At 61.2% G+C, this 12,292-nt stretch carries 15 protein-coding genes; 7 read left to right on the top strand and 8 right to left on the bottom strand.

What is annotated here, in order from left to right:
* The first annotated feature begins 117 nt into the window (after positions 1–117).
* From glnK to sutA, 4 genes are all read left to right on the top strand, one after another.
* Complete coding sequence (gene glnK, locus KZX66_RS17900) at positions 118–456, top strand: P-II family nitrogen regulator (RefSeq protein WP_002555808.1); 339 nt, start codon at positions 118–120, stop codon at positions 454–456.
* A gap of 34 nt (positions 457–490) precedes the next feature.
* Positions 491–1,828, top strand: coding sequence for an ammonium transporter (locus KZX66_RS17895; RefSeq protein WP_248081785.1), 1,338 nt, complete (start codon positions 491–493; stop codon positions 1,826–1,828).
* A 211-nt stretch (positions 1,829–2,039) separates the two neighbouring features.
* The gene (locus KZX66_RS17890) at positions 2,040–2,465 is read left to right on the top strand and encodes a secondary thiamine-phosphate synthase enzyme YjbQ (RefSeq protein WP_071485166.1); all 426 of its coding nucleotides are present in this window, start codon (positions 2,040–2,042) and stop codon (positions 2,463–2,465) included.
* Between the two features lie 102 nt (positions 2,466–2,567).
* The gene (gene sutA, locus KZX66_RS17885) at positions 2,568–2,903 is read left to right on the top strand and encodes a transcriptional regulator SutA (protein WP_248081784.1); all 336 of its coding nucleotides are present in this window, start codon (positions 2,568–2,570) and stop codon (positions 2,901–2,903) included.
* A 129-nt stretch (positions 2,904–3,032) separates the two neighbouring features.
* Here the strand turns inward: sutA and KZX66_RS17880 are convergent, their stop codons facing one another.
* From KZX66_RS17880 to KZX66_RS17855, 6 genes are read right to left on the bottom strand one after another with little or no spacing between them, the layout of a single operon-like run.
* Complete coding sequence (locus KZX66_RS17880; RefSeq protein WP_248081783.1) at positions 3,033–3,728, bottom strand: HAD family hydrolase; 696 nt, start codon at positions 3,726–3,728, stop codon at positions 3,033–3,035.
* Entirely contained in the window at positions 3,725–4,624 is a 900-nt protein-coding gene (gene xerC, locus KZX66_RS17875) for a tyrosine recombinase XerC (RefSeq protein WP_248081782.1), read from the bottom strand. The genes KZX66_RS17880 and xerC overlap by 4 nt, the downstream gene beginning before the upstream one ends.
* Positions 4,625–4,626: 2 nt before the next feature.
* Complete coding sequence (locus tag KZX66_RS17870) at positions 4,627–5,343, bottom strand: DUF484 family protein (RefSeq protein WP_248081781.1); 717 nt, start codon at positions 5,341–5,343, stop codon at positions 4,627–4,629.
* A gap of 13 nt (positions 5,344–5,356) precedes the next feature.
* On the bottom strand, positions 5,357–6,187 hold the full coding sequence (gene dapF / locus KZX66_RS17865) for a diaminopimelate epimerase (protein WP_248081779.1): 831 nt from the start codon (positions 6,185–6,187) through the stop codon (positions 5,357–5,359).
* 3 nt (positions 6,188–6,190) lie between these two features.
* The gene (lysA, locus tag KZX66_RS17860) at positions 6,191–7,438 is read right to left on the bottom strand and encodes a diaminopimelate decarboxylase (protein WP_248081777.1); all 1,248 of its coding nucleotides are present in this window, start codon (positions 7,436–7,438) and stop codon (positions 6,191–6,193) included.
* 9 nt (positions 7,439–7,447) lie between these two features.
* Complete coding sequence (locus KZX66_RS17855; protein WP_017845169.1) at positions 7,448–7,615, bottom strand: lipoprotein; 168 nt, start codon at positions 7,613–7,615, stop codon at positions 7,448–7,450.
* 238 nt (positions 7,616–7,853) lie between these two features.
* Here KZX66_RS17855 and cyaY point away from each other — a divergent pair, with 238 nt between their 5' ends.
* From cyaY to rnk, 3 genes are all read left to right on the top strand, one after another.
* Complete coding sequence (gene cyaY / locus KZX66_RS17850; protein ID WP_248081775.1) at positions 7,854–8,186, top strand: iron donor protein CyaY; 333 nt, start codon at positions 7,854–7,856, stop codon at positions 8,184–8,186.
* Between the two features lie 2 nt (positions 8,187–8,188).
* A complete protein-coding gene (locus KZX66_RS17845) occupies positions 8,189–8,407 on the top strand; it encodes a DUF1289 domain-containing protein (RefSeq protein ID WP_248081773.1) in 219 nt (72 codons plus the stop codon).
* Positions 8,408–8,538: 131 nt separating this feature from the next.
* On the top strand, positions 8,539–8,952 hold the full coding sequence (gene rnk / locus KZX66_RS17840) for a nucleoside diphosphate kinase regulator (RefSeq protein ID WP_159937784.1): 414 nt from the start codon (positions 8,539–8,541) through the stop codon (positions 8,950–8,952).
* Here rnk and KZX66_RS17835 read toward each other — a convergent pair.
* Both KZX66_RS17835 and KZX66_RS17830 read right to left on the bottom strand, forming a co-directional pair.
* Positions 8,949–11,789, bottom strand: coding sequence for a class I adenylate cyclase (locus KZX66_RS17835; protein WP_248081771.1), 2,841 nt, complete (start codon positions 11,787–11,789; stop codon positions 8,949–8,951). The two genes, rnk and KZX66_RS17835, sit on opposite strands and share 4 nt — an antisense overlap.
* Positions 11,790–11,957: 168 nt before the next feature.
* Positions 11,958–12,212, bottom strand: a complete 255-nt coding sequence (locus tag KZX66_RS17830) for a TIGR02647 family protein (protein WP_003195403.1) — start codon at positions 12,210–12,212, stop codon at positions 11,958–11,960.
* Positions 12,213–12,292: the final 80 nt, after the last annotated feature.

Here is a 12,292-nt window from a genome sequence, read left to right as displayed (position 1 = left end):
TGGCGTCGCAATAGCAATTGCGCTTGCGACGATGCGTTACAAAGCCAGGCACTGCGCTTAGACTTGAGACGGGTTTGTTTTCCTGGGGCAAGTCCACCAATTCGGGAGAGAGTTTTCATGAAGCTAGTCACTGCCATCATCAAGCCGTTCAAGTTGGACGATGTACGCGAGTCATTGTCCGAAATCGGCGTGCAGGGCATTACCGTTACTGAGGTCAAAGGCTTCGGTCGGCAGAAGGGTCACACCGAGCTGTATCGCGGCGCGGAATACGTAGTCGATTTCTTGCCGAAGGTGAAGATTGATGTCGCCATTGACGACAAGGATCTTGACCGGGTTATCGAGGCGATAACCAAGGCCGCCAACACCGGCAAGATCGGTGACGGCAAGATCTTCGTGGTCAATCTGGAACAGGCTATTCGCATCCGTACCGGCGAAACCGATACCGACGCAATCTAAGCCGCCAAACCCCAACGCCCCAGGAGAAAACAATATGACTCTGCGTAAATTCGCAGGGCTCGGAGCCCTGTTGTCCATCGTAATGCCAAGCCTGGCCATGGCGGCAGACGAAGTGGCTGCTCCAGTCCTCAACTCCGGCGACACCGCCTGGATGCTGACCGCCACCGCGCTGGTGCTGTTCATGACCATCCCGGGCCTGGCGCTGTTCTACGGCGGCATGGTCCGCTCCAAGAATATTCTGTCGGTGATGATGCAGTGTTTCGCCATCACCGGCCTGATCAGCATCCTGTGGGTCATCTACGGCTACAGCATCGCGTTCGATACCACCGGTATGGAACAGGGCGTGGTCAACTTCAACTCCTTCTTCGGCGGCATGGGCAAGGCGTTCCTGGCGGGTGTCACTCCGGCCAGCATCACCGGGCCAGCGGCGTTGTTCCCGGAAGCCGTGTTCATCACCTTCCAGATGACCTTCGCCATCATCACGCCGGCGCTGATCGTCGGTGCTTTTGCTGAGCGTATGAAGTTCTCCGCGATGCTGATCTTCATGGGCATCTGGTTCACCCTGGTCTACGCGCCGATCGCACACATGGTGTGGAGCGGCAACGGCGGCCTGATGTGGGACTGGGGCGTGCTGGACTTCGCCGGCGGCACTGTGGTGCACATCAACGCCGGTGTGGCGGGCCTGGTAGCGTGCCTGGTACTCGGCAAGCGTAAGGGCTTCCCGACCACTCCAATGGCACCGCACAACCTCGGTTACACCCTGATCGGTGCGGCCATGCTGTGGATCGGTTGGTTCGGCTTCAACGCCGGCTCCGCTGTCGCGGCCAACGGCACTGCGGGCATGGCGATGCTGGTCACTCAGATCGCAACTGCTGCGGCGGCGCTGGGCTGGATGTTCGCCGAGTGGATCACTCACGGCAAGCCAAGCGCACTGGGCATCGCCTCGGGTGTGGTGGCGGGTCTGGTCGCAATCACGCCGGCCGCTGGCACCGTGGGCCCGATGGGCGCACTGATCATCGGTCTGGCGGCGGGTGTGGTGTGCTTCTTCTGCGCCACTACCCTCAAGCGCAAGCTGGGCTATGACGACTCCCTGGACGCCTTCGGCGTACACGGTATTGGCGGTATCCTCGGCGCGATTCTTACCGGTGTGTTCGCGGCCCCTTCGCTGGGCGGTTTCGGCACCGTGACTGATATCGCGGCTCAAGTCTGGATCCAGTGCAAAGGCGTCGGTTTCACCGTGATCTACACGGCCATCGTGACCTACATCATCCTCAAGGTGCTGGACATGGTCATGGGGCTGCGTGTTACCGAAGAGGAAGAGGCGGTCGGCCTCGACCTGGCGCAACACAACGAACGCGGCTACAACTTGTAAGTACGCGAAAAAAAGATGCCCGGCTTGCCGGGCATTTTTTTGTCTGGTGTTTGTCAGCTATCACACGCTGTGCCGGTTTTTACGCCAAGTTTGTGACCAGACACACGCGGCACTTTTGAGCGTGCGAATGTCTTACAGGCATGTAGGCGTATTCGACACTTTGTTTTTTCCCAAGGCGCGCTAGAATGCGCGCCGATGGGCGGAGAACTGTATGTGGCAACAGACCCTGATTACCCTGCGGGCCAAGCCTCGGGGCTTTCACCTGGTAACCGACGAGTTGCTTGCCGGCTTGCCTGAACTGAAGGCGTGTCGTGTCGGCCTGTTGCACCTGTGGTTGCAGCACACTTCGGCCTCGTTGACCGTCAACGAGAATGCCGACCCGGCGGTTCGCCGTGACTTCGAACGGTTTTTCAACTCGCTTGTGCCGCAAGGCCGTGCAGGGTTTGAACACAACGACGAGGGGCCGGATGATCTGCCGGCGCATTTCAAGGCCAGTCTCCTGGGCTGCCAGCTGAGTTTGCCGGTGAAGGCCGGCCGCTTGGCGATGGGGACCTGGCAAGGTGTTTACCTGGGCGAGCACCGTGATCATGGTGGTGCTCGTAAAGTCCTCGCCACCTTGCACGGTGATGGGGCATAAGCCACTGGTTATCCGGTGGCTACTGATTTTTTTCCAGCAAACTCGACAGAGGGTGAAGCTGGGCTATAACTAATCTGCTTTTCGCAAGTCATGAGGTAGAACATGAGCGACGATGATCTGGAAAACGACGAACTCGAAGTAGGTGATGACGACGAGGCTGAAGACGGTCTTGACGCGGCAGCGGTTGACGACGTGGCCGACGACGCCGATGACAGTGTTGGCGATGACGCCGCGCCCAAGGCCAAAGGCAAGGCCAAGGCCGCTGTTTCGGTAGATGAGCTGCCGAGCGTTGAAGCCAAGAATAAAGAGCGCGACGCCCTGGCCCGTGCGATGGAAGAGTTTCTCGCCAAAGGCGGCAAAGTGGTCGAGGTCGAGCCGAATGTGGTAGCGGACCCGCCCAAGAAGCCTGATAACAAGTACGGTAGCCGGCCTATCTGAGTCGCGACCTGCTTGTAAGAAAAAGCCCGCCGTCGCTGCGGGCTTTTTCATGCCTGATGATTTATTCGAGCCGTGTGGTGGGTCGCACGCGGGAGGGCACTCGTCCCGCCCGCCGCTTGATCACTGGCATCAGTTCCAGCGACGGAGCAGCTCGGGCAACTCCGCCAGGCTGCGAATCTGCGCGTCCGGGTGCTTGTCCGCTTCCCATTCCTTGCCCGTGGGGTTGAACCACACTGCGCGAAGCCCGGCCTGTTGCGCGCCGGCGATGTCGTCCCCTGGGTGATCACCGATGTGCACCGCTGCGCTGGCCGGTACCCCGCCACGTTGCAACGCTTCCTGAAACAGGCGTGCGTCCGGCTTGGCGATGCCGATGTCTTCTGCACGCAGTGCAAAGTGGAAGTAGTCCGCCAGCCCTACCCGCTGCACATCGGCATTGCCGTTAGTGATCACGCCCAGCAGGAAATGCTGGCGCAGCGCCTTGAGCATGGGCTCCGCTTCGGGAAAGGGGGTGAGCTGATGGCGCGCGTGAATGAACGCCTCGAAGCACACATCGGCCATGTCGGTGGCTTCGGGCTGTGGATAACCCGCCTCCTCAAAGGCGTGTATCAATACGCGATGACGCAGCAGGCTGATGCGGTTTTTCAGTTCTGGGTGACGTTGCAGCACCTGCTGGCGCAGGGTGGCGAAGTGCTCCAAAGGCAAGTCGCCGACCTTGGAGGCGTTAATCGCCAGCCATTCGCGCATCGACGCTTCGGCGCTGATGATGACGGGTACGTTGTCCCAGAGCGTGTCGTCCAGGTCGAAGGTGATCAGCTTGATACTCATGAGTCGCCGCCCTTGATGCGTTTGGCCCGTGGATGGGCGCTGTCGTACACCGTTGCCAGGTGTTGGAAGTCCAGATGGGTATAGATCTGCGTGGTCTTGATGTCGGAGTGGCCGAGCAACTCCTGCACGGCGCGCAGGTCCTGGGAGGATTCCAGCAAGTGGCTGGCAAAGGAGTGTCGCAGCATATGGGGATGCAGGTTCTGGCCCAGCTCGCGCGCGCCGGCGGCCTTGACGCGTACCTGAATCGCCCGCGGCCCCAGGCGTCGGCCTTGCTGGCTGATAAACACGGCGTCGTCCACAGGGTTTGCCAGCGCCCGCAACGGCAGCCACTGTTGCAACGCCTCGCGGGCCTTTCTGCCGACGGGCAGCACGCGGGTCTTGCTGCCCTTGCCGAGCACTTGCACCAGGCCGTCCGCCAGGTCCAGTTGGTCCAGGTTCAGGCCGGTCAGCTCCGACAGGCGCAGGCCCGAGGAATAGAACAGCTCAAGGATCGCCTGGTCGCGGTGGGCGAGAAAGTCATCTTCCACGGCGCCGTCGAGCAGTTGCAGGGCGCGGTCGGTGTCCAGGGTCTTGGGCAGGCGCCGCTCGCCTTTGGGCGGCGACAGGCCGTTGGCCGGGTCGTGGTCGCACAGGCCTTCGCGGTTTAGGTAGTGATACAGCCCGCGCACCGCCGAGAGCAGACGCGACAAACTGCGTGAAGACTGGCCTTGCTGGTGCAGACGCGCGATCAGGCTGCGCAGGCTTTGAATATCCAGGGCTTTCCAGCTGGTGACCTGCTGCTTTTCGCAGTAGGCCAGTACCTTGTTCAAGTCGCGCCGATAGGCTTCCAGCGTATGGGGCGACACCTGGCGCTCATTGCGCAGGTGAGCGCAGTAAGCGTCCAGTTGCCGTTCCATGGTTAGCGCACCGCGCGCAGGGCGGTGGTGAAGCGCGGGAGAACGCGACCCAGCACTTCGGCGATATAGGTCAAAAACAGCGTGCCCACCGAGCTTTTGTAGTGCGCAGGATCACGGCTGGCGATGGCCAGCACGCCATGCAGACCTTGATGGCTGAGAGCGACCACGGCGGTGGAGCCGATCTGCTTGCGCTGTTCGGCGCCGAACAGGAAATCCAGCTCGTGCTCACGCAGGGTCCCGCTGATGGTCTTGCCTTCGGACAGCAGGCCGCCAATCGCGGTCTGCGCGTCGCTGCCACTGACCCAGCGACCCACCGGCATCGGGTTGTCGCTGAACAGGATCAGGCTCACGAACGGCACCTGGAAATCCTGGCGCAGGCTGTCTTCCACAGCCATGACCGTTTCTTCCAGGCTGGTGGCGTCCATCAGGCTGAGAATCAGACGGCGGGTCTTGTCGAAGAGGCGGTCGTTATCGCGGGCAACGTCCATCAGGTGCGAGAGCTTGTGGCGCATTTCAATGTTGCGCTCGCGCAGGATCTTCATCTGCCGCTCCACCAGCGACACAGTATCGCCGCGTTGGTGGGGGATGCGCAGCGCCGGCAGCAGCTCGTCGTGTTCGACGAAGAAGTCCGGATTGGCCTCAAGGTACGCCGCGACAGCAGCGGCCTCCAGACTTTCGCTTGGGGTTGCTTGGGCGGGTACTTGAGGCTTATCGGTCATTGGTTTGGCTCACTCATAGACGGACCTGTCCTTCGTATACACGCGAGGCCGGCCCGGTCATCAGCACCGGGTGGCCCGGGCCTGCCCATTCGATGGACAAGCGCCCACCGGGCAGGTCGATCAGCAGCGGTGAATCCATCCACCCTTGGCTGATCGCGGCCACGGCAGCGGCGCAAGCGCCTGTACCACAGGCCTGGGTTTCGCCGGCACCGCGTTCCCATACACGTAATTGCGCGCGGGAACGGTCGATCACCTGCAGGAAGCCCACATTGACCCGCGCCGGAAAGCGCGGGTGGTGTTCGATTTTCGGCCCCAGTTCATGCACCGGGGCATTGTTGATGTCGTTGACCCGCAGCACGGCATGGGGGTTGCCCATGGACACGGCGGCGATGTCGATCGACTGACCCTCTACGTCCAGCGCGTAACTGACGGCCTGCTCGGCAGCCTGGAACGGAATGTCCGCCGGCACCAGGCGTGGCGCGCCCATGTTGACGCTGATCTGGCCGTCGTTGCGGATGTCCAGCTCGATCACGCCGCTTTTGGTCTCGACGCGAATCTGCCGCTTGGCGGTCAGGCGCTTGTCCAGCACAAAGCGCGCGAAGCAGCGGGCGCCGTTACCGCACTGTTCCACTTCGGAGCCGTCGGAGTTGAATATCCGGTAACGGAAATCCACCTCCGGGTTGCTGGGTGCTTCGACAAGCAGCAGTTGGTCGAAACCAATACCGGTATGGCGATCGCCCCATTGTTTAGCGTGCTTGGGCAGAATGTGCGCGTGCTGGCTGACCAGGTCGAGGACCATGAAATCATTGCCCAGCCCGTGCATCTTGGTAAAACGCAGCAGCATGGCTTACTCCGGCAGCAGGCTTTCGCCAGCATACAACTCGGCTACCGTCTCGCGGCGACGCACTTCAAACGCTTGATCACCGTCCACCAGCACCTCGGCGGTACGCCCGCGGGTGTTGTAGTTGGAACTCATGACAAACCCGTAGGCACCGGCCGAATGCACGGCCAGCAGATCGCCCTCTTCCAGGGCCAGTTGACGATCCTTGGCCAGGAAGTCGCCGGTTTCACAGATCGGGCCGACGATGTCGTAGGTGCGGGCGACGCTGGCGCGAGGCGTCACCGCCGTGACGTTCATCCAGGCCTGGTACAGCGCCGGACGGATCAGGTCGTTCATCGCCGCGTCGACGATGGCGAAATCCTTGTGTTCGGTGTGCTTGAGGTACTCGACCTGAGTCAGCAGTACACCGGCGTTGGCGACGATATAGCGGCCGGGCTCGAACATCAGCGTCAGGTCGCGGCCTTCGAGGCGCTCGCGCACTGCGGCGATGTAGTCGGCAATCAGCGGCGGCTCTTCATCGCGATAACGCACGCCCACGCCACCACCGAGGTCGATGTGGTGCAGGTAGATCCCGCATTCGCCGAGGCGATCGACCAGCGCCAACAGGCGGTCGAGGGCATCGAGGAAAGGTGGCAGGCTGGTCAGTTGCGAGCCGATATGGCAGTCGACACCCAGCACTTCCAGGTTCGGCAGTTGGGCGGCACGGATGTACACGTCCTCGGCGTCGGCAATGGCGATGCCGAACTTGTTCTCTTTGAGACCGGTGGAGATGTAGGGGTGAGTACCAGCATCGACATCCGGGTTGACGCGCAGGGAGATCGGCGCGCGAACGCCCATCTCGGCGGCCACGACTTGCAGGCGCTCCAGCTCGTCGGTGGACTCGATGTTGAAGCAATGCACACCGACTTCCAGAGCGCGGCGCATGTCTTCGCGGGTCTTGCCGACGCCGGAGAATACGATTTTGTCGGCCTGGCCGCCGGCGGCCAATACGCGTTCCAGCTCGCCACGGGACACGATGTCGAAACCGGCGCCCAGACGCGCCAGGACATTGAGTACGCCGAGGTTGGAGTTGGCCTTGACCGCGTAGCACACCAGGTGCGGTACGCCGTTCAGCGCCTCGGTGAACGAGCGGTATTGCGCTTCGATGTGCGCACGGGAATACACATAGGTCGGGGTGCCAAAGCGCTGGGCAATCGCGGACAGCGCCACGCCTTCCGCGAACAGCTCGCCGTCCCGGTAGTTAAAAGCGTCCATGAGGTTCCCTTAGTAGGTGTCGTGCTTATGCGCTTTTGCCGGTTTTTGCGACGACTGCGCCTGTTCATTCGGGTCTTTGCTGTCATCGGGCAGGTACAGCGGACCTTTTTGACCACAGGCACTAACGAGGCAAGCGACCGCGACGAGCGCAGCAAGGGAAGAGATCAGGCGCTTCATGGCGAAATCCTTGAATATGCATTAATTGCGCCCGAGTATACCGACCACCCGCCAGCTTGCCTATGCGCTGAAATACCCGTCCGGCGGGGGTTTGCCGAGATAGGCGGGAAGCAGACTACGCTGGCGGGGGATATTTCATACCGCCAATCGCGATGGAATCGGTATCCTTTGCAATCGGCGAAGCTCGCCCGTATGGTGCGGCGCTTGAGCAAAACCAGACACTTTTGAGGTTGCCACAATGAGTTTGACCGAAGCCCGTTTTCACGACCTGGTGGATGCCACCCAGGAGAAGCTGGAAGATATTTTCGACGACAGCGGCCTGGACGTGGACCTGGAAAACTCGGCCGGTGTGCTGACCGTCAAGTTCGAGAGTGGTCCGCAACTGATCTTCAGTCGTCAGGAACCGCTGCGTCAGCTGTGGTTGGCGGCGCGCTCTGGTGGCGTTCACTTCGACTACGACGAAGAAAGCGGCAAATGGCAGTGCGACAAGAGCGAAGAGCTGTTGGGCGAGATGCTTGCGCGCCTGGTCCAGGAATATACCGGCGCCGAGCTGGACTTCGACGAGATCTGATTGTGAGCGAGCCTGCACCCGTACGCCCGCCCAAGCCGCTATTTAGCAATGTCAGCCCGGCGGTGCCGTCACCTTGTATCAGTTTGTGTCGCCTGGACGAGCAAAAAGTCTGCCTCGGCTGCTTCCGGCATGTCGAAGACATCCGTGAATGGCGCTCCGCCGACGATGCCCGCCGCCGCGTGATCTGCGCGCAAGCCGAGCAGCGCAAGGCCCACGCCTGAGGCTGGCTTGTTTATTTGCGACGCTGTGGTAGTGTCCGGTTACGCCTCAACTCATCGAGGCCTGTGAGAACCCCGCCTTTTCCTGGCGGGGTTTTGCTTTTTTGTGCAGAAAAAAGGAGTCTGCCTGAATCATGACCACCGCACCGTCCATCATCCTCACCCGCCTTGACGTGCAGCGTCTGGAGCAATTGATCGACCGCCTGGGCGACGAGTTTCCCGGCGTCGAAGCGTTGCAAGCCGAACTCGACCGCGCCGAAGACGTGGTTGGCCACGATGAAGTGCCTGCGGGTGTCGTGACCATGAACTCCAGCGTGCATTGCCGTGAACAAGGCAGCGGCAAGGACTATCACCTGACCCTGGTCTACCCGAAGCATGCGAATGCCGACGAAGGCAAGATCTCAATCATGGCGCCCGTGGGCAGTGCGTTGCTTGGCCTGCAAGTGGGTCAGCACATCGACTGGCCGGCACCGGGCGGCAAGACCCTCAAGCTTGAATTGCTCAGTGTTGAAGGCCAACCCAAAGATGGCGGCGCTTTCCCGCTTTAAACCTGATTCAACGCCTCATTGAGTGACAGCTCCAACTCGGCTTTGTAGCGCAGGTACAGGTTGCTCGGACTTTGCACGTCTCCCAGCAGGCCCGACAGGTCCAAATCAGTGATGTAGCAGCGGTAGCGCTCGGTTTCCCGGCGCTGCCCGATGATCTCCTGGGCGACCACCGCAAACAGCTGGTCGCCAAACTCCAGTTCGCAATACTCCCGCTGATTGCAGTACAGGGTAATGCCCACCTGGCCCGGTGCTGCTTTGCCGATAATTGCCTGCACGTCGTAGAAGGGTTTGTTCGCCGGGTTTTGTGGCGCCGGCCGAGGCTCGATGATGCGCGCGCGATTGTTGCCGGACGGCAACAGTTGGTAAAACAGGGTCTGCACCGCGCTTGTCGGCTGTTGCGGGTCCAGTGTCGACAGCGCTTCCCGACGGTAGATGATCGACTGAAGGAAGCGCTGCAGCGGCGCCAACAGGCTTTGCTCGTCATGAAACGGCAAGCGCTGCTGCCAGAGCGCGTTGAACTCATCCAGCACATACAACTGCGCAAAATCCTCATGGACGCGGTAGAACACCTGCACGCAATCGGCCGTGCCCATGGGCAGCAGCAGTGCCAGGTCATGGTCCTCCAGGGCCATGGCGTCCAGGTGCAGCGGGCTGTAGCTGGCCAGCTCTTCGCTGAGGTAGGCGATCAAGGCGTCCTGGGTCGGCAGTGACACATGGGTCGCCTGGCGCGGCGTTAACTCCATTACGTGATAGTGCTGTTGCACCTGCAGCAAATAACGGTGGTTGGACTGGCCCAGCAGCAGGTTCTGTGCGGTATCGAAAATATCTTCCACACGCTGGGCAATGAACTGCGCACGGTTGTGGCAGAAGCAGCGCACCCGCAGGCGCGGCAGGTGCGTTGGCGGCAGTTGGTTGAGGTAGTCGCGCAGGCAATCGAGCAACGCGTGCGGGCCGTCGTAACGGCTCACCATTACTTCGTTCCAGCTGTTGAGCGTGACCTGGTCCAGCGTGAGCACCAGGTTATCGCGCACGCCTGCATAACTCAGGGAGTCAGTGCGCTCGGTGGTCATCAGGATGTTGAGGTCACGGTGATGCTTGAGCGGATCGACGCCGACGTTGATCAGCAGCAGCACCTCTTCAGGCACGGCCGAGCGCAGGAGGCTGACCTCATCGACGGTGGTCAGGGGCAACGCAATGGTTTGTTGCAGGCTACCCAGCAGGTTGAACAGCTCGAATTCGGTCATGTCACTGGTGCCGGGGTGCAGCGCCAAACGCGTGCTGCTGTCGATCACGCCGTTGCGATGGCACCAAGTGAGCATTTCCAGCAGGTCGCGGCTGCGCTTGATCGGCGCGAAGTGCTCCCATTCCAGGGCAGTGAGGTTACCGTTGTACAGGCCCCAGTGATACTGGCCGGGTTCTTTGCGGTTGGGCGATTGCACCAGGGTCAGGGTGTCTTCGGCCAGGTCCGGGGCGATGCCGGGGTTGATGAACTCGACCTTGCCGGCCTTGCGTTCAAACGCCGCATACAGGCGTCGGCCCAGCACATTGAGGTCGCGTTTGTTGATCAGGCTGACGGTCTGTTCGGTACGGGCGAACTGGGTCAGGAACCGATAGCTGTAATTCAATTCGTTCACCAGCGCCCGGCGCTCGGCGGCCACCTGGCGTACTTTCCATTGGCTGCGGCTGTCCAGCAACGCCAGTTGGCGCTGGTCCCAGCCCCATTCGTGGGCAAGTCGCTCCAGTAACAGGCGCTGCCAGCTGGCCGTGCGCTGGCCCGCGGTGAGCTTTCGATTGACCTTCAGGTAGAGCGCGCGCCGCACCAGCTCCAGGCGTTCCGGCTCGTTGCGGGCGTTAAGGTATTCCTCGATACGGCGGTACACCACGATGTACGGGTCCAGCTCATCCAAGTCCATCTGGTTGGCGAACACCGCCTGCTTGAAGCGCAGGCTCAGGCACTGCACGTTCGGGTGTTCGCTGGCGTAGACCTCGGTGAGCAGCAGTTTGAGCACCGACTTGTAGGGCGATTCGATGCCCTTGAACAGTTGCCACAGCCCGGCGCCAATGAACTCCCCTGGGGGGATACGTGCCAAGTGGCCGAGGTCGAGGGTTTCATCGGCGCGGATAAAGCGCTTGGAGATCAACGTGTGGGTAAATTCGGCGTAACGGGTTTCTTCATACACCGGCACCAGCCACCAGATCGGCGTGCGACCCGCCAGCCAGATGGCCGTGCGGTAAAACTCATCCAGCAGCAGGTAATGCTGGGTGGTACCGCAGTCGTCGGAGCTCAGTTGGGTATCGCGTTCGCCCAGCACAAAGCGTGTCGGCTCGATCAGGAAGAAGTGCGCCTCGGCACCCATGCTCAGGGCCCAAGCTTCCAGCAACTGGCATTTTTTGCGCAATTCGGCCTGTTCGCCCTCACCCAGCTCGGGCGCGTGGCACACCCACACGTCCATGTCGCTTTGGTCAGCCTGGGCCAGGGTGCCGAGGCTGCCCATCAAGAACAGGCCATGGATCGGTTTGGGCTGATTGACTGGTCGTGGTTTGTAAGAGAAGGAGCGAGTCAGGCGCTGGGCTTCGGTGAGGGCTTGGGCGTCGGGCTCGAAGTTTGACAGCCCGGCCGGCGTGCTGCCGGACACATAGCCTGGCAACAGCGGGTGGTTGACGTGGAAAAACAGCGGCAGCAGGGTCAGCACGCTTTGCTGGCGCGGCGTCAGGCCTTCGATGGCACGGGCCATGCGGCCTTCATTGAGGGCCATGAACCGCGCGCGCAATTGGGCGAGCACCTTGCGGTCGATGCCTTCGTCCAGGTCGGGGCGGATTTCATGGGTGCGGGTCATGTCGAACTCGGTGGCTCGCAGGGCCCGACGTGGGCGGCCATGTAGGAGTTTACAGTCAGTAGCGTAGGAGGTTTAGAGGGAAATGGTTTTTGACGTCAGAATTTCGTGCTGTGCACGGCAACGCCCTCGGAATCCGCAGTGGGCGGACTCCATGGGCGGTATCCGGTATCAGGCGGCTTCTTTGGTGCTGGCGGTGGTCAGAATGGTCAGCAGGGTTTGGGCCTGCTCAGCAGCGTCGCGGCCGAGGCTTGTGAGGTAACCGCCGTCCGGCTGGTCGATCAACCCTTTGGCGTGAAGGCGTTTGGCGGCGGCAATGGCGGTGGGCGCGGCGGTCTGGTGGACTTTCAGACCTTCCTTGGTGCTGTCCAAGGGGAAGAGTACAAGGATTTCCAGTTCGGCAACCAACTCAGGGGTATACGACATAAGGACTCCAGACTTTCTAAAATTTATTAGAGGCTAGCAGGCCATAAGGTGAACGCACTTTGCCGAACTGTCCAGCGTGT

It is taken from the genome of Pseudomonas sp. EYE_354 (assembly GCF_023148575.1).
Classification (GTDB): domain Bacteria; phylum Pseudomonadota; class Gammaproteobacteria; order Pseudomonadales; family Pseudomonadaceae; genus Aquipseudomonas.
The sequence above is the reverse complement of the archived record's forward strand: the minus strand, read 5'-3'. Positions and strand labels throughout refer to the sequence as shown.